Consider the following 22,720-nt stretch of genomic DNA (forward strand, 5'->3'; position numbering starts at 1 on the left):
CGGTGCTGGAGGGCGACCAGCAGACCGACCAGGACGCCGCGCGCATCGCCGCCACCGGCGTGCCGGTGCACCAGATCAACACCGGCGCCGGCTGCCACCTCGACGCCCACATGGTCGGCCACGGCGTGGAGCACTTCGACCTCGACGCCACGGACATCCTCATGATCGAAAACGTCGGCAACCTGGTGTGCCCGGCGGCCTTCGACCTGGGCGAGGATCACAAGGTCGCGGTGCTCTCCGTCACCGAGGGCGAGGACAAGCCCATCAAGTATCCCAACATGTTCCACGCCGCCGACCTGCTGCTCATCAACAAGATCGACCTGCTGCCCTACCTCGATTTCGACCTGGAAAAGTGCAAGGCCTACGCCCGCCAGGTCAAGCCCGACATCCAAATTCTTGAGGTTTCGTGTAAAAGTGGTGAAGGGATGGATAAGTGGTATGCGTGGTTGGCGCAGGGCGCGAACCGAAAAAGGGGCGAGAGGCTGTCATTGGTCATTGGTCACTTGTCATTTATTAAAGACAAAACCAATGACCAATGACCAATGACAAAGGACAGATTATATGTGCCTTGGAATACCCATGCAGATCAAAACAATCGACGGTGATCTGGCCGTGTGTGAAATCGACGGCGTGCAGCGCGAGGCGTCGCTGATGCTGCTCGCCGATCCGGTGGCGGTGGGCGATTTCGTGCTGATCCACGCGGGCTTTGCCATCAGCAAGCTCGATGAGGAAGACGCCCAGGCCACCATTGACCTGTTCCGCCGGATTCTCGCCGAGGGCGGAGGCGTGGAATGAAATACCTCGACGCCTTTCGCGACGGCGCGGTGGCGCGCCGCCTGGTGGAGCAATTGCACGCGCGGGTGGCCGATTACGCGGGCGCCATGACCTTCATGGAGGTGTGCGGCACCCACACCATGGCCATCTACCAGCACGGCATCCGCTCCCTGCTGCCGCCGCAAATCCGCCTGATCTCCGGGCCGGGCTGCCCGGTGTGCGTGACCCCGGTGGATTACGTGGATCATGCCGTGGCCCTTTCGCGCCTGCCCGAAGTCGTCATCGCCACCTTCGGCGACATGGTGCGCGTGCCCGGTTCCTCCAGCAATCTCCAGCACGAACAGGCGCGCGGCGCCAGTGTGCGCATCGTTTACTCGCCCCTGGATGCCCTGGCCCTGGCGCAAAAACAACCCGAGAAAAAAATCGTGTTTCTCGGCGTGGGCTTCGAGACCACCGCGCCGACCATCGCCGGGTCCATTCTCGCCGCGCAACGCCAGGGACTGACAAACTTTTTCGTCCTCGGCGCCAACAAGACCATCCCCATCCCCATGGCGGCCCTGGCCGCCGATCCCGAACTTCAGGTCAGCGGCTATCTGTGCCCGGCCCATGTGAGCGCCATCATCGGCCCCGGAGCCTACGCGCCCCTCGCCGAGCAACTCGGCGTGCCCTGCGTCATCACCGGCTTCGAGCCCCTGGACATGCTGCAAGGCATCGCCATGCTGGCCGATCAGGTGATCGAAGGACGCCCGCGGGTGGAAACCCAGTACAGCCGCATTGTGCGCCCCGAGGGCAATCCCCGCGCCCGGGACATTCTCGCCCAGGTGTTCGCCCCCTGCGACGTGCCCTGGCGCGGCATCGGCGTGATTCCCGGCAGCGGCCTGTGCATCCGCGATGAATTCGCCGCCTTCGACGCCGCCCGCCGGATCGCCGTTGAGGTCGAGGCGCCCCGCGAACACCCGGGCTGTCTGTGCGGCGAAATCCTCAAGGGCAAGGTTCGCCCCGGCGACTGCCCCCTGTTCCGCACCGCCTGCACCCCGGAAAATCCCGTGGGCGCCTGCATGGTGTCGAGCGAGGGAACCTGCGCGGCGGAGTATAAATACGGGATTTAATCAGACCCATTTCACCGCAGAGATCGCAAAGTTCGCCGAGAACCCCCAACCAAGATTCCATCTCTCTGCGCTCTCTGCGTCCTCTGCGGTGTAATCTTGTTGTTTCTGGAGATTCTGCTTTGAAATCCGACATCATCCTTTTGGGCCACGGCAGCGGCGGCAAGCTTAGCCATCAGTTGCTCGACGACGTTATCATTCCGCGCCTTTCTGGGCTGCCGCAGCGTGATCAGAACGACGCGGCGGTGCTCAGCCACGGCGGGCGGCGGTTGGCCTTCACCACCGATTCCTACGTGGTCGATCCGATTTTTTTTCCGGGCGGGGATATCGGCGATCTGGCCGTCAACGGCACGGTCAACGACCTGGCCATGAGCGGCGCGCGGCCCCTGTATCTGACCGTCGGGCTGATTCTCGAGGAGGGGCTGCCGATTGCCGACCTGGAGCGGGTGCTCGACAGCATGAAGGCGGCGGCGACCGCCGCCGGGGTGGCCATCGTGGCGGGGGACACCAAGGTGGTGCCGCGCGGCAAGGCCGACAAGATCTTCATCAACACCGCCGGCATCGGCGTGTTCGATCATGATTTGGAGATTCTCGGCAGCGGCGCGCGGGTCGGCGACAAGATCCTGGTCAACGGCACCCTCGGCGATCACGGCATGGCGGTGCTCGCCGGACGCGAGGGGCTGGATCTGCACAGCGCCATCCAAAGCGACACCGCGCCCCTGCACGAGCTGGTGGCGGAACTCATCGCCGGCGTCGGCGCGGATCTGCATGTGCTGCGCGACCCGACGCGCGGCGGCGTGGCCACCACCCTCAAGGAAATCGCCCTGCAATCCAACGTCGATCTGACCCTGGAGGAACCCGCCCTGCCCGTCGGCGAAGCGGTGCGCGGCGCCTGCGCCATCCTCGGCCTCGATCCCCTCTATGTGGCCAACGAAGGCAAATTGCTCGCCCTGGTCGCCCCCGAAGCCGCCGAGCAGGCCCTCGCGCTCATGCGCCGCCATCCCCAGGGCCGCCACGCCGCCGTCATCGGCGAGGTTACCGGCGCCTCGGCGGGCAAGGTCTATCTGCGCACCGCCATCGGCGGCCTGCGCGCCATCGAAATGCTCGCCGGGGAGCAGTTGCCGCGCATTTGTTGACCGAAGTCGGTATTGGTCGACACCGCAAACCACCCGCGGGGTTTCGTTTTACTCTACCCAACCTACCTCGACATCATCGCGGCACAGCAAGGGCCATGCCGGAAACGCCTTGCAATCAAAGCTCTGCCCCCCGACTCACCTCCGCCGCCAGGGGCGGCTTGAAGCCCCGCAACCGCAGGGCGTTGCTCACCACGCACACACTGGAGGCCGCCATGGCCAGAGCGGCGAACACCGGCGAGAGCAGCAGGCCGAAGGCAGGATAGAGCACCCCGGCGGCCACGGGAATCAGGGCGGTGTTGTAGGCAAAGGCCCAGAACAGGTTCTGGCGGATGTTGCGGATGGTGGCCCGCGACAGGGCCAGGGCGTTGGGCACGTTGCGCAGATCGCCGGACATGAGCACCACGTCCGCCGCTTCGATGGCGATGTCGGTGCCCGTGCCGATGGCGATGCCCACATCGGCCTGGGCCAGGGCCGGGGCGTCGTTGATCCCGTCGCCCACGAAGGCCACCTTGCGCCCCTCCTTCTGCAAACCGCGCACCGCCTCCACCTTGCCGTCGGGCAGCACTTCCGCCACCACCTCGTCGATGCCCAGGCGCTTGGCGATCGCTGCCGCCGTGCGGCGATTATCCCCGGTGATCATCGCCACCCGCAGCCCCGCCGCGTGCAGGGCGGCGACGGCCGCCGGCGTGGAATCCTTGAGGGGGTCGGCCACCGCCAGGATTGCCGCCAATTGTCCGTCGACCGCGGCATAGAGCGGCGTCTTGCCCTCGTCGCCCAAGAGCAGGGAACGCTCGGCGAACTCTTCGACGGCCAGCCCCAGGCGCCCCATATAACGATCGGCGCCGACCTGGATCAACCGCCCGTCGACTTTCCCCGCGACGCCGAAGCCCGGCTCGGCAGTGAAATCGCGCGCCTCGCCGAGTTCCAGGCCGCGTGCGCGGGCCGCCGCGACGACGGCTTCCGCGATGGGGTGTTCCGAAGCGCGCTCCACCGTCGCCACCCAGCGCAGCACCTCGCCCTCGTCAAAATCCCGCGCCACCTGAAAATCGGTCAGTTCCGGACGCCCCTGGGTGAGGGTGCCGGTCTTGTCGAGGGCGATCACCTGGGCGTCGCGCAGCCGCTGCAGGGCCTCGCCCTTGCGAAACAGCACGCCCATTTCCGCCGCGCGGCCGGTGCCGACCATGATGGAGGTCGGGGTGGCGAGCCCCATGGCGCAGGGGCAGGCGATGATCAGCACGGCGACGGCGTTGACCAGGGCGAAGGTCAGAGCCGGCGCGGGCCCGGCGAAGAGCCAGACGAGGAAGGTGAGCAGCGCCGCAGCCATGACCGCCGGCACGAAATAGTTGGTCACCCGGTCGACCAGGGCCTGAATCGGTAGTTTCGACCCCTGCGCCTGCTCGACCATGCGCACGATCCGCGCCAACAGGGTATCGGCGCCGATCTTGACGGCGCGAAAGGTGAAGCTGCCAGTCTGGTTGAGAGTGCCGCCCACCACCTCGGCCCCCGTCTCCTTGCGCACCGGCAGGGGCTCGCCGGTAATCATCGACTCATCGACGTAGGAATGCCCGTCCACCACCTCGCCGTCGACGGGGATTTTCTCGCCGGGACGCACCCGCAGCAGATCCCCGCGCCGCACCTCGTCGATGGGAATCTCTCGTTCCTCGCCGTCGCGCAGGACCCGCGCGGTGCGCGGTTGCAACCCCAAGAGGCGCTTGATCGCCTCACTGGTGCGCCCCTTGGCGCGCGCCTCGAAATAGCGTCCCAGCAGAATCAGGGTGACGATCACCGCCGAAGCCTCGAAATACACGTGCACGCTGCCCTCAGGCAGCACCTGGGGCACGAAGGTCGCCACCACCGAATAGCCCCAGGCCGCCGAGGTGCCGAGCATCACCAGGGAATTCATGTCCGGCCCACCGCGCAGCAGCGCCGGCCAGCCCTTGCGGTAGAAGCGCAGGCCCGGACCGAACTGCACCAGGCTGGCCAGCACGAAATAGACATAAAACAGGTTCTGCCGCCCCAGGGCCTGCTCCAACCCGCGCCCCAGGGCCGGGACCACATGGGAACCCATGTCGAGAATAAAGAGCGGCAGGGTGAGGGCGGCGGCAAACAGCAGGGCGCGCCGAAGTTCGCGCCGCTCGGCCTCGCGCTCCTCGCCCTCGCGGTCGCGACCTTCCTCGGCCGCGCCGGTTTCCGACGCGGCGTAGCCCGCCTTGCCCACGGCCTCGATCAGCACGGCATTGTCCAGCGCCCCGGCCGCCACCTCAAGGGTCGCGCGCCCCGTGGCCAGGTTGACCTGCGCATCGAGCACACCCGGCACCGCCCGCAGGGCCTTTTCCACCCGTCCCACGCAGGAGGCGCAATTCATGCCCTGAATGAGGAGCTCGCGCGTCTCCACCTTGGGCCGGTACCCCGCCGCGCGCACCGCCTCCACCACTGCGGCCGCATCCGCCGCCCCGGCGGTGAAAACCACCCGGGCGCGCTCCGTGGCGAGATTGACGGACGCCTCGGCAACACCCGGCACCGCCCGCAGGGCCTTTTCCACCCGCCCCACGCAGGAGGCGCAGTTCATGCCGGCGATGCCGAGGCTTAAAACGGTCTGGCGCTGATTTTCCCCGGATGCTTTGTCCATCATTGGTCCACCTCGTCCTACAAACTAGGTGAAATAGTCAACAACCAAAAAGATGATAAAATTTGTCACGAAACAAGTCAAAGCCTCTGAAGCATTTCGCGGCTTTGCAGCGTTTTTCCCCAACCCGTTATCTTATTTGAACCAATAATGTCCGTCGTCGCTTAGGACAATTGCTTTTTTTGCGGACTGGGTTAGATTTTCCGATCACCCATTCCGGGTGGCGGTGAAAGGATCGACGCTTATGAAGACCCCAAGGTCTTTGAATGCACCCGAAAAAGCCATGAAAAAGCCGCGTCTGGTGGTCGCCGTCGGCGCCTCGGCGGGCGGATTGTCGGCCCTGGAGAGCCTCTTTTCGCATATGCCCGCCGACAGCGGCATGGCGTTTGTCGTCATCCAGCATCTTTCGCCTGATTTCAAAAGCCTCATGGACGATCTGCTGGCGCGCCACACTAGAATGGAGATCCAGCGCGCCGCCAACGGCATGACCCTCAAGCCCAACTGCATCTACCTGAATCCGCCCAAAATTCATATGACCCTCAACAGCGGCAGACTGTTTTTGGCGGAACGCGAGCCCGGCCCCCAGCCGGACCTGCCCATCGATGTCTTTTTGCGCTCCCTGGCCGCGGACGCGGGGAAAAAGGCCGTCGCCATCATTCTCTCCGGCACCGGCAGCGACGGCTCGCGCGGGATTCAGGAGATCCATCGCGCCGGCGGCCTGGTCATCGCGCAAAGCCTTGAGACGGCTCAATTCGACGGCATGCCGCGCAGCGCCCTGGCCTCGGGCGCCTGCGACCTGCTGCTGCCGCCGGATGAAATCCCCGAATTCCTCATGCGCTACGTCGCAACCTCACCGGCCAAGCGTGAGTCCTTGATGCAAACCCTGCCGACGGACGACGTCGAGGTGGATGAATATCAACCGATCTTCGCCCTGCTCAACAGCCAGTATCATCTCGATTTTTCCAAGTACAAGCCCCCCACGGTGGGGCGGCGCATTCAGCGGCGCATGGAGTTTCGCCGCCTGGCCGATGTGCAAGATTATGCCGCCTTGCTCAGGGTCGACACCATGGAACTCGACCTGCTTTATCATGATCTTCTCATCGGCGTGACGGAATTTTTCCGCGACCAAAAAGCATTTCGAAGGCTAGAGGAACTTGTGATTCCAGAGTTGTTCAAGGCGCCCGCCGCCGAGGACGGCCTGCGCGTCTGGACCGCCGGCTGCGCCACCGGCGAGGAAGCCTATTCCCTGGCTATCCTGCTGACGGAGCAAGCGGAAAAATACCGGTACGACAAACCCATCACCATCTTCGCCACGGACGTGCACCGCTCATCCATCGACTTCGCCGCCCAGGGTCTTTACGAGGCCAAGCGCCTGAAAAACCTCACCCCGGAACGGCTGCGGCGTTTTTTCACCGCCGAGGGCGAGGAGAGCTACCGGATTTTGCCCGCTCTGCGCAAGATGATCGTGTTCGCCCCCCACAATCTGATCAGCGATCCGCCCTTTACCCGGATCGACCTGGTCTGCTGCCGCAATCTGCTGATCTATCTGCGACCCGATATTCAGGACAAGGTTCTCTCCCTGTTCCATTTCGCCCTGCGCCGCGGCGGTGTGCTGTTTCTCGGCGCCAGCGAGGGATTGGGCAAAATCGCTCCGGAATTCGACACCCTCGACGGCTCGAACAAATTGTTCCGCAAGGCACGGGATCTCAGGATCGGACTTGACCTGGGACTGGACAAGCTGCACGGGCGCTTTTCGGCACCCGCCGTGCTGCATCCTCCGACCCGGCTCAGCCTGAGCATCGACCGCCAGCTGCTTTCGGATTACGACCAGCTGCTGCGCCAATACATGCCGCCCGGCGTGCTGATCAACGAGCAGCGCGAAGTTCTGCATTACTTCGGCGATCTTGCGGGTTTTCTCGACACCCCCGAGGGCCGCTTCGAGAATGATCTGCTGCTGCTCGTCGAGGAGCCGTTCAAGCTGCCCCTCGCCACCGCCCTGCATCGCGCGGCCAAGACCCGAACCGCCGTGACCATTCCCAACCTGGCCATGGACAAACAGGCGCAAACCCAGCGCTGCGAACTGCGCATCGAGGTGCTGCCCGATGCCAAAAGTCAGTCCGTGCATTATTTCGTCTCGGCCTTGCCAGCCCGGGATGCCGCACGGAACCTGGATGAGGGCGACGGCGCCGAAAACGTCTTGACCCTGAGCGCGGAACGGCTGCCCGAACATCTCCAGCAGCGCATCAGCGACCTGGAAAGCGAACTGCAAACGGCCCGGGAAACCCTGCAGACCACCATCGAGGAACTGCAAACCTCCAACGAGGAGTTGCAGGCCACCAACGAGGAACTGCTCGCGGCCAACGAGGAATTGCAAAGCACCAACGAGGAGTTGCACTCCGTCAACGAGGAACTCTACAGCGTTAACTCTGAATTCGAGCAGAAGAACGAGGAACTCAAGCAAATCAACCAGGATCATGTCAACCTGCTCGCCAGCATTCCTGTCGGCACGGTCTATCTCGACCGCAACCTGCGCATCCGCAAATTCAATCCGGCCATCGAGCGCTTCTTCAAGCTGCTGCCGCAGGATATCGGCCGCCCCCTCGATCACATCGCCTACCATCTCGCCGATCAGGCGGGGATGCTCGAAGATGTTCGGCGGGTTCTGGCCACCGGCACCCCTGTGGAGAAGGAAATCCTCACCCACGAGGGGCACTGGCTGCTCAAGCGGATCCTGCCCTTCATCACCGAGGAAAAAACGGTGGAAGGCGTGGTGCTCACCTTTACCGACATCACGCGAATCAAGGACGCCGAGCGCGCCCTGGCCCAACTGAACCGGGAACTGGAGGAAAAGGTCGAGGAGCGCACCCGCGACCTGCGCCTCGCCAAGGAGGAAGCCGACCGCGCCAACGCGGCCAAAAGCATTTTCCTGGCCAACATGAGCCACGAAATCCGCACGCCCGTGAGTTGCATCTTTTCCGCCATCGAGATCCTCGCGCCCAGCCTGCGCGACCAGGAGCAGCAGGACTGCCTGGATGCCCTGCGCAGCGGGGCGGAAAACCTGCTCGCCGTTATCGACGACATCCTCGACTATTCCAAGATCGAGGCCGGGGTGGTGCATCTTGTTCAGGAACCCTTCGAACTGGCGGCTGTACTGCACCAGGTCGCCAAGATCCATCGCCCCCGCATCGAGACCAAGAAGCTTGCCTTGGAGATCGACTTCGACCCCGCCCTGCCGCACCTGCTCGCGGGCGATCCGCAACGGCTGCGGCAGGTGCTGTCCAACCTGCTCGCCAATGCCGTGAAGTTTACCCAACAGGGCCGCATCAGCTTGCGCGCCGACCTTCAGGAGAAAAACGTCGCCGGTATCCTGGTGCGGTTTTCCATCGCCGACACGGGCATCGGCCTACCCGACGATGTCGGCGAAATGGTTTTCGAGCCCTTCACCCAGGCCGACTCCTCCATCACCCGGCGCTACGGCGGCACGGGCCTGGGCTTGGCCATCTGCCGCCAACTGGTCCAGCTGATGGGCGGCACGATCTGGTACGGCGAGAATCCCGGCGGGGGCACGATCTTTTATTTCACCGCGTTGTTCGGCGGCGTCGTCGTCCCGGGCAAGAAGGAAAAATCCGCCGACAACCAATCACCGCAATCCCCGGACGCCGGCGCCGGGTCGCCGCGAAAAATCCTGGTGGCCGAGGATGACCGCATCAACCGAGAACTGCTCAGTCGCATCCTGCGTCGGGCCGGACACCAGGTCACCCTGACCGCCGACGGCCGGCAAGCCCTCGAAATGCTGAATCAGGAACCCTTTGACCTGGTGCTCATGGACGTTTCCATGCCGGAACTCGACGGGGTTTCGGCCACGCGCCTGCTCCGGCAAAACCCGCGAAGCCCCAACCTGCGAACCCCCGTCATCGCCCTGACAGCCCATGCGCTTGTCGAAGATCGCCGACGCTTTCTTGACGCCGGGATGTTTGCCGTTCTCACCAAGCCCTATCGCGTCGAAACCCTGGAACAATTGATCCAGGAGGCCTGCTTGCGACCGGACCTCAACCCGAAGAGCCCGGCCAACGGATCCCACGCGGCCCAATAAGCTCCCGAGCCCACCCTGGCCCCTGGCGATGGCAGGCACTTTTCCCTGCCATCGCCGATCTTTTTGTTGACATCCGTTTTCATTTTCACTAAGATTCGACCTGTCTCGGGCCGAAAATACCTGGCGGCCACCAACTGAAAAAGAAAATCATTCTAACGATCAAGAAGAAGAGGTTGCGCCATGCCCAATCAGCGAGCCGCCCTGAACAAACGGCCGGCCTGGAATGAATTCGCCGCCCGGTTCAGCGACGATCAGGAATGCCTTGCCTCCTTTCTCGCCCTGGAGACCGCCGAAATCCTCGAAGGGGCCAAGCCCGCCAATCTGCTCAGCATCATCAATCGCAAGCGCCCCTGCGGACGCAATCTCTACCAACTCTGGCAGCGCCATGGCGCGGCGTTGCTGAGCCGGAGCGGCCTGCATTTTCGGGTGATGGCCGAACGCGGCAGCTCCGTTCTGCTCCTCATCTATCACCGCAAGACCCTGCTGCAAACCCTGGCGCGCCCCAACGTGCGGGCGCTCCTCGCCAAGGCCGGTCACGCCGACCCCGCCGACCTGGAATGCACTCTCGCCACTCTGCAAAGGTGTTTTCACGGCAACGGCATGCCTCATGAAATCGGGGCCCTGCTCGGCTATCCCCTCAAGGACGTGGTCGGCTTCATGGGCTGGGCGGCGCTGCCTAATTCCGGCCAGGGTCCCTGGAAAATCTATGGCGCGCCGGAAAAAAGCCTGCGCCTGGCGGAAGAATTTCTCGACTGCCGCTGTCGCATGGCGCGCCGCCTGTCCTGCTGCGCCAGTCCCGTCGATTGCCTGAAACTCGCCCGCGCCGCCTGAGAAATTCTCGCCGGCCAACTCAATCCTGAACAAGCAGGGGGAGACACAATGAATCTGAACATGATGCCCTTGGGCCTGCTGGCGCCGGGCGAAAAAGCGCTGATTGCCGAAGTGCGCACCCGCCCGGGCGCAACGGCGCGTGAAACGGACGACGAGAGCGCCGGGCGCCTCGAGGAACTGGGGCTGCGCATCGGCAAGGAAGTGGAAATGCTCAGTAGAGGCAGCGGTCCCCTGCTGCTGCGGGTGGACGAATCACGCATCGCCCTGGCGCGAGGACTGGCCATGAACATTTGGGTATGGAGGTGAGCATGAATCTGGCGCAACTCAAGCCTGGCGAAAAGGGCAAAATCACGGCCATCGGCGCCATCGGCCCGCTGAAACGGCGACTCATGGACATGGGCGTGCTCATCGGCGAGGAGGTCAAGGTGGTGAAAATCGCGCCCCTGGGCGATCCGCTGGAAGTGACCATCAAGAGCTATCAGCTCTCGCTGCGCAAGAAAGAGGCGCAAGGCATCGCCGTGGAGGTGCTGCGATGAGCAAGGAGGCGCAAGCCCAGGGGGTGCCGGCACAAACGGCGGCGGCGGAAAAACCCGCTCTGCACGCGGTGACCAAGCGTCCCATCACCATCGCCGTGGCCGGCAATCCCAACGCCGGCAAGTCGACCCTGATCAACGCCATTGCCGGCAGCCGCCTGCACGTGGGCAACTGGCCGGGGGTCACGGTGGAACGCAAGGAAGCGCAGTTCGAGTTTTCCGGGCAAAAAATTCGCCTGGTCGACCTACCGGGCACCTACTCCCTGTCGCCCTACACCCAGGAAGAGATCATCGCCCGCGACTACCTGGTCTATCAGAAGCCCGACCTGGTGATCAACGTGGTCGACGCCACCAACCTGGAACGCAATCTCTATCTCAGCGTGCAGCTTCTCGAACTCGGCATCCCCATGGTCATGGCCCTCAACATCTACGACGAGGCCGAAGCCAAGGGCTTTCGCATCGACGTGCCCGGGATGGAGAAGCTGCTCGGCATCAAGGTCATTCCCACGGCGGCGACCAAGAACCGCGGCATCAAGGAACTGCTCGCCGCCGCCCTCGGGGTGGCCGCCGCGCCGGCCCAACACCAGCCGCGACAGCTCAGCTACGGTCCGGACATTGACCAGGCCGAAGCGACCCTGCGCGCCAACCTGGCCGCCAAATATCCCGAGGTCAGCCAACGTTTTCCCGCCCGCTGGCTCAGCTTCAAGCTCATGGAAGGCGACGAGGAGTTGCAGCGCGAGCTCAACCTCGATCCCCAGGCCCTGCCGCGCGAGGCGGCGCTCGAGCACCTGCGCCGCGCCCACGGCGAGGATCTGGAAGCGCTCATGGCCGATGCGCGCTACGCCCTGGCGTCGGGGCTGACCCGCGAGGTGCTGCGGCGGCCCGAACTGCGTAAGACGGAAATCACCGAGAAGATCGACCGCATCGTGCTTAACCGCTTTCTCGGCATTCCCATTTTCCTCGGCGCCATGTGGCTGATGTTCAAGCTCACCTTCGACGTCGCCACGCCCTTCGCCGACTGGCTCGACGCCCTGATCGCCGGCCCCTTCATGCGCTGGACGGCCGCCGGCCTGGGTCTGCTCGGCGCCCCCGACTGGACGCTGTCCCTGGCCGTCGACGGGGTGCTCTCCGGGGTCGGCTTCGTGCTGGTGTTCGTGCCGGTGATCTTCGCCATGATGTTCTTCATCACCTTTTTGGAGGGCAGCGGCTACATGGCGCGCGCCGCCTTCGTCATGGACCGCGCCATGCACGCCATCGGCCTGCACGGCAAATCCTTCATCCCCATGCTGCTGAGCTTCGGCTGCAACGTGCCCGGCATCTACGCCACGCGCACCCTGGAGAATCCCCGCGACAAGGCGCTCACCGCCCTGCTGCTGCCGCTCATGTCGTGCGGCGCGCGGCTTCCGGTGTACGTGCTGTTCGCCGCGGTGTTTTTCGCCGCCCACGCCGGAACCGTGATCTGGTCGCTCTACGTGCTGGGCATCGCCCTGGCCATCCTCATGGGCGTGATCTTCAAGAAGACCCTGTTTCGCGGCGAGGCCCCCATGTTCATCATGGAACTGCCCCCCTACCGCCTGCCGTCCCTGCGCAACCTGCTGATCCACACCTGGGAGAAAGGCAAGCACTTTCTCATCAAGGCCGGCACCTACATTCTCGCCGTGTCGGTGCTGGTGTGGTTCCTGCTCAACCTGCCCTGGGGCGTCGAGCACAAGCGCGACTCCTACCTGGGCAAGACCGGCGCCGCCATCGCCCCGGTCTTCGAGCCCCTGGGCTTCGGCAACTGGGAGGCGGCTTCGTCGCTCATCACCGGCATCATCGCCAAGGAGATCGTGGTCGGCACCATGGGCGAGATCTACGCGCCCGGCGCCCTCGCCGCGGAAGAGTCCGAGGGACCAGCGCCGACCTTCGGCGAGGATCTGATCGAGATCGGCGGCGGCTTCGTCGATGCTTTGCAGGGCGCGGGGCTCAACATCGTCTCCACCTTCGGCGTCGCCAGCCTCGCCGCCGAGGACGAGTCCGCGGGCACGCCCCTACAATCTGCGGTGCGCGGCGCCTTCACGCCCCTGTCGGCCTACGCCTTCATGGCCTTCGTGCTGCTCTACATGCCCTGCGTGGTGGTGGCCATCGCCATGCGCCAGGAGTTCGGCTCGTGGAAGTGGTTCGGCGTGGCCTTCGCCTACCAGAGTGTCCTGGCCTGGACGGTGGCCCTGATCATCTACCAGGGCGGCAGCCTGCTCGGGCTGGGAGGCTGACATGGGCCTCGTCGATCTGCTCTGGATGGGCCTGGTTCTCGGCGGCACCGGCTGGCTGCTGTACCGGTCCCTGCGCAAGAAGAAAGGTCCGTGCGGCTGCACCGACTGCGGTTGCCGAAAAGGTTAGGCAGCCATAATTTTTCTTGACACGCTTTGCGCCGCCAAGATAATGTGCCACGCATATAAATTTCGTGTTACCGACAACCGGGCTCAAAATGCCCCATGTGAACTCCATGAGGAACCATGCGCACCACCAAGTTTTTGCTGACCACGCTGCTGACCCTCAGCTTGCTCGCCCCACCCGCCTTCGCCATCCAGCCGCTGGTCACCGACGACGCCGGCACCGAGGGCCAGGGCGGCATCCTGCTCGAATTCAGCAACGAACTGAGCTTCGATCGCCAGACGGTGGATGGTGAAAAACTGCGGGCCCGCGACAACCAGACCGCGGTAGCCCTGGCCTACGGCCTGCTCGACAATCTCGACCTGCTCTTCGAGGCGCCCTACATTTACACCCGAACCAAATTCGCCGGCGAAACCGAAAGCGATAACGGCATCGGCGATCTGACCCTGGAAGTGAAATGGCGCTTTCACGAGAGCGACCTCGGCGCCCTGGCCCTCAAACCGTCCCTGACCATCCCCACGGGGGATGAGGACAAGGGTCTCGGCAGCGGCGAGGTGTCCTACGGCCTGGCCCTGATCGCCACCAAGGAATTCGAGCTCGTCGATCTGCACCTCAACCTGGGCTATGCCCACAACCGCTACAAGCTGGCGGAAGATCGCCTGGAGAGCCGCCGCCACATCTACAGCGCCTCCCTGGCCGCGGTGCGGGAGCTGACCCCCACCCTCGACCTGGTGGCCGACATCGGCATCGAGACCCATGAGTCCAAGGATTCCGATCTGCACCCCGCCTTCGGCCTGCTCGGCCTGGTGTACTCCGTCACCGACAACATCGCTCTCGATGGCGGCGTCAAGTTCGGCCTGAGTCGCCCCGAGCCCGATTACGCTCTGCTGGTGGGATTGACCTGGAGTCTGTAAGAGCAGGTGCGGTGACGTTGCCGGCTATTGCCGGAAGCGTCACCGCACATCCCGAGCCATTTTTTTTACCGCCCAGCTGATAACGATTTTCAGTTTCCGCGCCTCATTGGGGGCTCCCACAAAAAACCCTTGCGGCCCCTTCCTTTCATCCAAGGAGCATCGCCATGAGCATTGCCGTCATCGGTGGCATGAAGCGCTTGGAAGCCCTGTACCGCGCCGAAGCCGACAAGCTGGGCCTCACCCTCCGGGTGTTCAACGAGCAGCAGGCCGGTCTTGAGCACAAACTTCGTCGCTTTGACGCACTGGTGTTGTTCACCGACCGAGTTTCGCACAACGCCCGTCGCGACGCCGTGCGAGCGGCGCGCGCCTGCGGCATTCCCCTGCTACAGGCTCATTCCTGCGGCCTGTGCAGCCTGCGCGACTGTCTGAGTTGCCTGCTCGAACAAAAAACCCAGTGACCTAACCCGGCCCCCCGGGGGCCCTTGTCGGGAGGATGCCGTTGCGCGACCCTCCCATCTGTCATCACGGCCGATCAGCGAAAAGCGGTCGGCCCCTGCCGTGGCAGGATTTTCCTTTCCAGGAGGCTCAAAACCGTGAAGTCCATCCGCACCACGAAAAAGCTAGCGTTCCCCATGCTGCTCGGCGTCAGCTTGCTGGCCACTTCAGTCGCGCACGCCGAACCGGAAACCACCGCCAGGCTGCCGCGTATCGATATCATCGGCAGCGCGGCCGAAGCCTTGGAGCGCACCCCGGGATCGGCCACCGTCATCACCCAGGAAAAGCTCGAAGCGACCCGGCCGCTGAGCACCCAGGATGCCCTGCGCCGCGAACCCGGCATTCATGCCGTGGAAACCGACGGCTACGGGTTTTTTCCGCGCATCGGCGTGCGCGGTCTCAATCCCGATATGAGCAAAAAAGTCATGTTGCTGGAAGACGGCGCGCCCATCGCGCTGGGGCCCTACACCGACCCGGCGGCCTATTACCATCCACCCATCGAACGCATGGAACGCATCGAAGTACTCAAGGGCAGTGGTTCCCTACGCTACGGCCCTTCCACCATCGGCGGGGCGATCAACTACGTCACCAAAAATCCGCCCTACCAACCGGGCGGCGCCCTGACCCTGACCGGTGGCAACCAGGGATTTCGCTCGCTGCTGTTCGACTACGGCGGCACCTGGGACAACGTCGCCGCCGGCATCAGCTACCTGAAGAAAGCCGGCGACGGCAATCGCCAGAACAATGATTTCGACGTGGACGACCTGGTTCTCAAAACCGGCTTCGGCATCGGCGCCAACCAATTCGTCGGGGTCAAGCTGACCTATTACAATAACGACAGCCAGTCAACCTATCTGGGATTGACCCAGCGGGAGTTCGAGGAAAATCCACGGCAGAACAAGGCCGCCCAGGACCGGCTTGAAGTCGAGCGCTATTCCCTGGACCTCAATCATGAACTGCAGATTACCCCGGATCTGACCTGGCGCACCTTGCTCTATGCCAACAACGCCGTCCGGGACTGGTGGCGTGAGGATTTCCGTTTCAACGCCGACACCGGTCTCAACGAAATGCGCGGCACCAACGGCGGGCGACTGCGGGAATTCACCCTGGCCGGCGTCGACACCCGGCTGGAATTCAACCATGAGACTTTGGGCATCCGCAACGAGACCGATTTCGGCGTGCGCCTGCACACCGAGGAAATGACCAATCAGCGGGTCAACGGCGCCACCGCCGATGCGCGCTCCGGTGTTATCCGCGAGGATGATCTGCGCGAAGCCGACGCCCTTGCCGTCTTTCTGCAGAATCGCTTTCACCTGACCGAGCGCCTGGCGCTAACCCCGGGGCTGCGCGTGGAAAGCTATCGACAGAAACGCGCCATTCACCGCTGGGACAGCGCCGACGTCAATGCCTCCAACAAGACCAGCAATACCGAGTGGGTGCCCGGCATCGGCGCCACCTACAAGCTCAGCGACGCCCTGGTGCTGTTCGGCGGCATCCACCGCGGTTTCGCGCCGCCGCGCGTCGCTGACGCCGTCGCCAACGACGGCGATGCCATTGATCTCAAGGCGGAACGCAGCAACAACTATGAAGCCGGGGTGCGCGGGCGTCTGCCGCGACTCAGCTACGAAGTCACCGCCTTTCGTTACGACTTCAGCAACCAGATCATCCAGGCCAGTCAGGCCGGCGGCGCCACCTCCGAGCTGACCAACGCCGGGAAAACCATCAATCAGGGCTTTGAAGTGGGCATCGGCGCCGACCTCGGCTGGGGCTTTGGTCTCGACGCCAACTGGACCCACGTGCCCACCGCCAAGCTCGACAGCACGCGCATCCTCGGCGGCATCGACCGCAAGGGCAACCGCCTGCCCTACGCCCCGGAAAATCTGGTCAACGCCACCCTGTCCTATCGCCAGGGGCCCTGGGGCACCGGCCTGCAGTACCAGTTCGTCGATCAACAGTTTGCCGATTTCGAAAATACCCGGGTCGGCTCGGCCAACGGCCGGACCGGCATCCTGCCCAGCTACAGCCTGTGGCATCTCAACGGTGATTACCAGGTCACCGAACGGATCCAGGTGTTCGCCTCGGTCAAAAACCTGTTCGACAAGAAATACATCGCCTCGCGCGCTCCCGAGGGGATCTTCCCCGGCTTGGAGAGGCTGATCAGCGCCGGCGTCAAGATGAACTTCTAGACCTGACAGGCGGCGCCCGGCGATCACACCAAGCCGGACGCCGCCTGAACCACCGGCTTTCTAGGAGTGAAAACGACTTTCATTTTTTTGTTGACGCTGGTCCGCCTTACGGATAACATTGACTTCGATTTTCATTACCCGTTTCCTGGAGAACAGCGATGGCGCCCCTAAGTGTGTTGCCGGGCCGGCTGCGGCTGGAGTGTGAAGCGATCAAAGGTCAGCGCGGCCGGTGCGAGGCCTTGGAGCGAAAGATCGGTGCGCTTGTCGGGGTACAGGCGGCCACGGCGAATTTTCGGACCGGCAGGGTGCTGGTGTGCTTCGAGGAAGCGCGGCTGTCGCGCATGGAGTTGAGCAGCCGACTCGAAGAGCTTCTCGCCGACCCGACCCTGGGCTGCGACCTGCCCACGACACCCCACAGCCGTCAAACCGACAAGATCCCTGCCGCCTCCTCGGCCGGCCGTCATCTGTTTTTTGATCTGGTGGCCCATGCCGTTCTTCCCAAACCCTTGGACATCCTGGTGCCGGCCTTTTCGGCACTGAGACGCTGAACAGCAAGGCTCGGAGACGCCATGACCATCACCAGCCATGTCGAAGGCCGCCTGCGCATCCGCGATCCGCGCCTGCGTCAAGTCCAAATCCTGAGCGCCTTGCGCGAACAACTTCTGGCCCAGCCGGACATCCGCGCGGTGTCCGGCAATCCCCGCACCGCAAGCCTGCTGATTCTCTACAACACAACGCGCGGCGCCGTGGGCAAGATCACCGACCTGCTCGCGCGGAGCCTGGGACGCCTTCGGTCGACGCTCGCCCCGGCACCTTGCATTTCCCGAAAAGTCCCGCTAAGCGTAAGCAAGCCCCTGTTGAGCAAACGCCGCGTCCTGAATCTCGGCATGCTGCTGTCCCTGCTGGCGGCCCTCGCCGCCCTGGGCGCCGGTTCCAAGGCGCATGCCCTTGCCGGGGCGGTCTTTCTCGGGCTACTGGCCCTGCACCTCTTCGAAAAACGCGCGACGCTCCTCATCTGAGGCGGACCCAGCCAACCCCTTGTCATTTCGCCGGACAAAAGTATAGTTTTTAGGTAGGCATTTATTCCATCTTCGCCATCCGGGAGGTACGCATGTCGGAAGAAGACCGTGGTGAGTACGGAGCAAACCCACAACCGCAAGGCCGGGAGGAGCACGGACAGGGGCTCTATATCGGCAAGCGCAGCCTCTGGCTGCTGGCTGGCGGCGCCTTGGGCGCGCTGGCGGCGCTGAGCCTCGAGAAAGTCACGCGCAAGGTGCGGCCGACGGCCGTGGGGGTGGTCAAGGAAGGCTACGCCTTCAAGGAATGGGCTGCGGGCAAGTACGAGAAGGTCAAGGAAGACTTCGAGGACATCATCGCCGAGGCGATCTACGAGTACGAGCGCGAGCACGATGCCGCGGTGGATGCCGATAAGCGCGAAAAGGCGATCCTGGAGCGCATCGAACGCATCGTCGAGGAGCGCCTGGCCAAGATTGACGCCGAGCAGCCGACCCCCGGCAAGGAGGAGCAGCCATGACCATGAAGAGCCGCGGGTTTCATTATCTGCGCACCGGGCTCACCCTGTTGCTGGGCGCCGGCGCGACCCTGGGCAGTTCCTTTGTGATTTCGCGCTTGCGGGAAAAGCAGGACGCGGAGTCGCGCATGGAGCGGCTGGAACAGATGCTTGACGATCTGGAAGAAACCAAGGGCGGCGCCCCCGCCCGCGCGACAGGGGCGACCGAGCCCGTCAAGGCAGCCGCCACCGCCCGGGCCAAAACCTCAAGGTCGCGCAGAACCGAGAAATAATGCAGTACCAGATCCTTCACGAGTTTCCCGGTCGGCTGCGGCTGCATCTGGTGTTGCCGCGCCGACCGGCCGTTGACGCGCGGGAGGTGGAAGCCCATCTGCGCGATCTGGCCGGGATGCATAAGGTTTCCTTCAATCCCCACACGCGCAATCTACTCATCCGTTACGACCATCGCGCCCTTGCTCGCGAAACCTTGTTGCGCCACCTGGCGGAGGCGCGCCCGCCCCGCCCCCGCGGACGGCGTACCCTCAGCGAGTTGGAGCGGAAAAAGAAAACCGTCATCCGCTCGGGCACCCTGCTGCTTCTGCGCCCCCTGATTCCCCCACCCGTGCGGCCGGTGCTGTCGATGCTCGGCGCCATCCCCATTTTCCGCCGAGGCGCGGCGGCGCTCGGCTCAGGTCGGCTCAACGTCGACGTTCTCGATGCTTCGGCCATCGGCGCCGCCATGGCGACGCGCGACTTCTTCACCGCATCCCTCATCTCGTTTCTGCTCAAGGCCGGCGATTACCTTGAGGAGTGGACGCGCCGGCGCTCGCGCAAGTTGCTGGCCGACATGTTCCGCGCCGACGAGGCGGAATGGGCCTGGGTGCTGCGGGCGGGCCGGGAAGAGCGGGTGGCCCTGGCGGAGATCAACCCGGGCGAAACGGTCGTGGTGCGCATGGGCGGGCTGATTCCGGTGGATGGGACGGTGCTGGACGGCGAGGCACTGGTCAATCAGGCGAGCCTGACCGGCGAAAGCCTGGCGGTCGTGAAGCGCCCGGGGCTTTCCGTGTATGCCGGCACCGCCGTGGAGGAGGGCCTGCTGCGCATTCGCGCCGAGCAGGTGGGCGACAGCACCCGCGCCGCCCGCGTGGTGAAGATCATCGAGGAGGGCGAGCATCTCAAGGCCGAGACCCAGAGCCGCGGCGAGACCCTGGCGAACCGCGTGGTGCCCTACTCGTTCCTGCTGAGCGGCCTGACCCTGGCCCTCACCGGCAACCCGGCGCGGGCCGCGGGCGTGCTGCTGGTGGACTATTCCTGCGCCATCAAGCTCGCCACGCCGCTAACCATCCTCTCATCCCTGGCGCGCGCCACCCGCCACCGCGTGTTGATCAAGGGTGGCCGGCCCCTGGAAATGCTCGCCCAGGCCGATGTCTTCGTCCTCGACAAGACCGGCACCCTCACCGCGGCGACCCCCGAGGTCGCGGAAGTCGTCGCCTTCAACGGCTACGAGGCGGATTACGTTCTGCGGCAAGCGGCCTGCGTCGAAGAGCATTTCCCCCATCCCATCGCCACCGCCGTGGTGCGTCACGCGGCCCAACGCAAACTGGCCCACGAAGAAGAACACGCCGAGGTGGATTATGTGCTGGCGCACGGCATCGTGTCGCGCGTCCACGGCCGGCGCATCCTGGTGGGCAGTCGCCATTTCGTGCACGAGGACGAGAGGATTCCCCTCGGCGCCACGGAAGAGGCCCATGTCCAGCGCTTTGCCGCCCAAGGGCACTCGGTCCTCTATGTCGCCATCGGCGAGCGACTGGCCGGCCTGATCGCGGTGCACGACCCGCTGCGCCCCGAAGCAGGCGATTTCGTGGCGCGCCTGCGCGGCGACGGCGCCGCCCGCGTGATCATGCTCACCGGCGACAACGAGGCCACCGCCCGCACCGTCGCCGGACGGCTCGGCATTGCCGAATACCACGCCCGAGCCCTGCCCGAGCGCAAGGTCGAAGTGATCCGCGCCCTGCAGCAGCAGGGCCACCGGGTGGTGATGGTGGGCGACGGTATGAACGATTCGGCGGCCCTGTCCTACGCCGACATCGGCATCTCCATGAAACATGGCGCGGATATCGCCAAGGAAGCCTGCGACATCCTGCTCATGGAAGGCACCCTGCACGACCTACTCGCCGCCCGACGCATCGCCGGCGAAGCCATGGAGTTGATCCGCAGCAACTACCGCACCATTCTCTGGGTGAATTCCGCGGCCATGGCCCTGGCCGTCACCGGCCTGGCGCCGCCGATCTTCTCGGCCCTGCTGCACAATCTCGGCACCCTCAGCGTCGGGGTCAAGGCCCTGGCGCCCCTACATCAGCCGGTATCCCCCGCCGCCTGAACCCGCTCACCGCCGCCCCTGCTCGGCCAGCCTTTCCCCGAGGCGCACGATGTCCTCTTCACTCCAGCCAAATTGCCGCGCGGTTTCCGCCAGACGCTTCGCGATGAAGGCTAGATCCTTGGCGGCGATGGCCTTCTCCAGCACTTTCAGATCGATAGACATGGCGTCTCCTTGCTGTGGACGGGGTGTAAATCTCGGTGCCTGATCTTTGCATCCACCGCCCTTACGCAGGCTTTGCCTTTTAGCTTAGCACATCCATTCGGGTACCACCTTTCGCTGGAACAGCCCGGATTCGACCTGCCTGAGAAAGCAAGAAAGCCCCGATTTGCACCAGGGCTTTCTTGCGCAATGCGTTGGAAATGACAGGCCAAGCGCCGATCAGAGCGCGGCGCGGACTCGGGCCGCCTGGCGGCGTTTTTTCCAGGGCACGTACCAAAGGTAGACCCCGGTCAACGACAAGAGCAGCAGGGCGACGCCCGTGGCGTCGATGGCCAGATAGCCCAGGCGGCCGAAAAAATCGCCGTTGTGCAGATCGGTGACGAGGCGCTGCAGGGAGACGCCGGCGGCCGCGCTTTCCTCCAAGGGTAGGCCGACAAGGCTCATGGCGCCCCCTTCCCCTAAATGGAACAGGCCCTCCTTGGCCGCCAGCAGCACCTCGTCTCCGAGGGGCTGAATGCGCCGCACATCGAGGGGCTGCTTGCCGAAGGCGACGACCTCCGTCCAGGTGCCCGGGGCTTCGCCGGATGTGCGCAGCAGGCCGTGCAGCGTGGCGGCGAACAACTCGGTACCGGACAGGGCGGCTGCCCGCACCTCCTGTCCGGGCAGTAGATTGTCCCAGCTCAGGCCCTGGTCGCCACTGCGGTGGAGCCCGTCCTTGGCGGCTGCATAGAGGTTGGTTTCGTGCAGAACGAGCTGACGCACCGGAACCGGCAGGGTGCCCCGCCATTCGCCGGCGACCCGCACGAACACGCCCTGCTTGGTGGTGACGACCAGATGGTCGCCGACCTCCAGGGTATCCCAGGCATCCGTCGTGGGCGACACGGCATAGCCCGGAAGTTTGAAGCTGACCTTGTCCAGCCCCAGGGACTTCTTGTGCACCAGCAGCACGCCGGTGACCGAGACGATGACCACGACGACCAGGGTGAGCAGGCCGAACCATTCATGGAGCTTGCGCATCAGACGCATCACAGATCAAACCTCAATCCGGCAAAGAACATGCGCCCGACTTCCTCGCGCTCGGTCTTGAGACCGTCCTGTTTCTCGCGCTTCTCGTTGAGCAGATTGTTGGCGCTGGCGAAAAAGCTGGCCCCGCCGTAAATACGCTGGGTGAGGGAGGCATCCACTGTGGTGAAGGCCTTCTCGGTCTTGGTCGGGGTCAGGGGGCTGGTCTCATCGACCTTCTTGCCGATGTAGTTCAAGCCCAGCGAGGCGCCGAAGCCCAGCGGCTTGTGGCCGTAACGAAGGATCAGATTGCCGAGGTGCTGGGGGTGATCCTTCATGCGCCGGCTCGCACCGGTATTGGGATCGTTCACCTCGGAGTCCTGTAGCGTATAGTTGGCGTGGAGGCTGACATCGGGCAAGGCGAGCAACTCCAGGCCGGTGCGCACTTCGAAATCGAGCCCCTTGACCTTGGCGTTGCCGGCATTGACCGGCATTTCGATGGGCTTGCCGGTGCCGGCGTCGACCCCGACCTGGCGCTTCTCGATGACCCCGTCGATGTCCTTGTAGAAGGCGCCCACCGCCCAGAGTCCGCTGCGACCGAA

The 22,720-nt window shown here is 64.3% G+C and carries 22 protein-coding genes; 18 read left to right on the top strand and 4 right to left on the bottom strand.

What is annotated here, in order from left to right:
• The 4 genes from hypB to hypE form a co-directional block, all read left to right on the top strand.
• On the top strand, window positions 1–539 hold a 539-nt coding region (gene hypB / locus QAT43_RS05950; protein ID WP_305042130.1), incomplete at its 5' end, for a hydrogenase nickel incorporation protein HypB.
• Window positions 540–561: 22 nt separating this feature from the next.
• Window positions 562–795 (top strand): HypC/HybG/HupF family hydrogenase formation chaperone, encoded by a 234-nt coding sequence (locus tag QAT43_RS05955; protein ID WP_305042131.1) that lies wholly within the window; start codon window positions 562–564, stop codon window positions 793–795.
• Window positions 792–1,883, top strand: coding sequence for a hydrogenase formation protein HypD (hypD, locus tag QAT43_RS05960; protein ID WP_305042132.1), 1,092 nt, complete (start codon window positions 792–794; stop codon window positions 1,881–1,883). Before QAT43_RS05955 ends, hypD begins: the two co-directional genes overlap by 4 nt.
• Before the next feature lie 119 nt (window positions 1,884–2,002).
• A complete protein-coding gene (hypE, locus tag QAT43_RS05965) occupies window positions 2,003–3,016 on the top strand; it encodes a hydrogenase expression/formation protein HypE (RefSeq protein WP_305042133.1) in 1,014 nt (337 codons plus the stop codon).
• A 115-nt stretch (window positions 3,017–3,131) separates the two neighbouring features.
• Here hypE and QAT43_RS05970 read toward each other — a convergent pair whose 3' ends face one another.
• Entirely contained in the window at window positions 3,132–5,648 is a 2,517-nt protein-coding gene (locus QAT43_RS05970) for a heavy metal translocating P-type ATPase (RefSeq protein ID WP_305042134.1), read from the bottom strand.
• A 277-nt stretch (window positions 5,649–5,925) separates the two neighbouring features.
• Between QAT43_RS05970 and QAT43_RS05975 the strand changes: the two genes are divergently transcribed.
• From QAT43_RS05975 to QAT43_RS06040, 14 genes are all read left to right on the top strand, one after another.
• A complete protein-coding gene (locus tag QAT43_RS05975; protein ID WP_305042135.1) occupies window positions 5,926–9,735 on the top strand; it encodes a chemotaxis protein CheB in 3,810 nt (1,269 codons plus the stop codon).
• 180 nt (window positions 9,736–9,915) lie between these two features.
• Window positions 9,916–10,566 carry a DUF3793 family protein gene (locus QAT43_RS05980; protein WP_305042136.1) on the top strand — a complete coding sequence of 217 codons (651 nt, stop codon included), beginning with the start codon at window positions 9,916–9,918 and terminating at the stop codon, window positions 10,564–10,566.
• A 48-nt stretch (window positions 10,567–10,614) separates the two neighbouring features.
• Window positions 10,615–10,872 carry a FeoA family protein gene (locus QAT43_RS05985; protein ID WP_305042137.1) on the top strand — a complete coding sequence of 86 codons (258 nt, stop codon included), beginning with the start codon at window positions 10,615–10,617 and terminating at the stop codon, window positions 10,870–10,872.
• A 2-nt stretch (window positions 10,873–10,874) separates the two neighbouring features.
• On the top strand, window positions 10,875–11,102 hold the full coding sequence (locus QAT43_RS05990) for a FeoA family protein (RefSeq protein WP_305042138.1): 228 nt from the start codon (window positions 10,875–10,877) through the stop codon (window positions 11,100–11,102).
• Window positions 11,099–13,351: a ferrous iron transport protein B gene (gene feoB, locus QAT43_RS05995; RefSeq protein WP_305042139.1), complete on the top strand. Its 2,253-nt coding sequence runs from the start codon at window positions 11,099–11,101 to the stop codon at window positions 13,349–13,351. The genes QAT43_RS05990 and feoB overlap by 4 nt, the downstream gene beginning before the upstream one ends.
• Window position 13,352: 1 nt before the next feature.
• On the top strand, window positions 13,353–13,478 hold the full coding sequence (locus QAT43_RS06000; protein WP_305042140.1) for a FeoB-associated Cys-rich membrane protein: 126 nt from the start codon (window positions 13,353–13,355) through the stop codon (window positions 13,476–13,478).
• A gap of 116 nt (window positions 13,479–13,594) precedes the next feature.
• A complete protein-coding gene (locus tag QAT43_RS06005) occupies window positions 13,595–14,386 on the top strand; it encodes a transporter (RefSeq protein ID WP_305042141.1) in 792 nt (263 codons plus the stop codon).
• A gap of 164 nt (window positions 14,387–14,550) precedes the next feature.
• Window positions 14,551–14,844: a DUF2325 domain-containing protein gene (locus QAT43_RS06010; protein WP_305042142.1), complete on the top strand. Its 294-nt coding sequence runs from the start codon at window positions 14,551–14,553 to the stop codon at window positions 14,842–14,844.
• Window positions 14,845–14,979: 135 nt separating this feature from the next.
• Window positions 14,980–17,067, top strand: a complete 2,088-nt coding sequence (locus tag QAT43_RS06015; RefSeq protein WP_305042143.1) for a TonB-dependent receptor family protein — start codon at window positions 14,980–14,982, stop codon at window positions 17,065–17,067.
• Window positions 17,068–17,225: 158 nt separating this feature from the next.
• Window positions 17,226–17,615, top strand: coding sequence for an HMA2 domain-containing protein (locus tag QAT43_RS06020; RefSeq protein WP_305042144.1), 390 nt, complete (start codon window positions 17,226–17,228; stop codon window positions 17,613–17,615).
• 21 nt (window positions 17,616–17,636) lie between these two features.
• Window positions 17,637–18,086 (top strand): hypothetical protein, encoded by a 450-nt coding sequence (locus tag QAT43_RS06025; RefSeq protein WP_305042145.1) that lies wholly within the window; start codon window positions 17,637–17,639, stop codon window positions 18,084–18,086.
• A 92-nt stretch (window positions 18,087–18,178) separates the two neighbouring features.
• A complete protein-coding gene (locus tag QAT43_RS06030; protein WP_305042146.1) occupies window positions 18,179–18,601 on the top strand; it encodes a hypothetical protein in 423 nt (140 codons plus the stop codon).
• Entirely contained in the window at window positions 18,598–18,870 is a 273-nt protein-coding gene (locus QAT43_RS06035; protein WP_305042147.1) for a hypothetical protein, read from the top strand. The genes QAT43_RS06030 and QAT43_RS06035 overlap by 4 nt, the downstream gene beginning before the upstream one ends.
• Window positions 18,870–20,957, top strand: a complete 2,088-nt coding sequence (locus QAT43_RS06040; RefSeq protein ID WP_305042148.1) for a heavy metal translocating P-type ATPase — start codon at window positions 18,870–18,872, stop codon at window positions 20,955–20,957. The genes QAT43_RS06035 and QAT43_RS06040 overlap by 1 nt, the downstream gene beginning before the upstream one ends.
• A 6-nt stretch (window positions 20,958–20,963) precedes the next feature.
• Here QAT43_RS06040 and QAT43_RS06045 read toward each other — a convergent pair whose 3' ends face one another.
• From QAT43_RS06045 to QAT43_RS06055, 3 genes are all read right to left on the bottom strand, one after another.
• Window positions 20,964–21,119 carry a hypothetical protein gene (locus QAT43_RS06045; protein WP_305042149.1) on the bottom strand — a complete coding sequence of 52 codons (156 nt, stop codon included), beginning with the start codon at window positions 21,117–21,119 and terminating at the stop codon, window positions 20,964–20,966.
• Between the two features lie 216 nt (window positions 21,120–21,335).
• The gene (locus QAT43_RS06050) at window positions 21,336–22,142 is read right to left on the bottom strand and encodes a PepSY domain-containing protein (RefSeq protein WP_305042150.1); all 807 of its coding nucleotides are present in this window, start codon (window positions 22,140–22,142) and stop codon (window positions 21,336–21,338) included.
• The coding region (locus QAT43_RS06055) for a TonB-dependent receptor domain-containing protein (RefSeq protein WP_305042151.1) at window positions 22,142–22,720 on the bottom strand (579 nt) is incomplete at its 5' end. The genes QAT43_RS06050 and QAT43_RS06055, both read right to left, overlap by 1 nt.

This window comes from Geoalkalibacter sp. (assembly GCF_030604225.1).
Lineage (GTDB): Bacteria > Desulfobacterota > Desulfuromonadia > Desulfuromonadales > Geoalkalibacteraceae > Geoalkalibacter.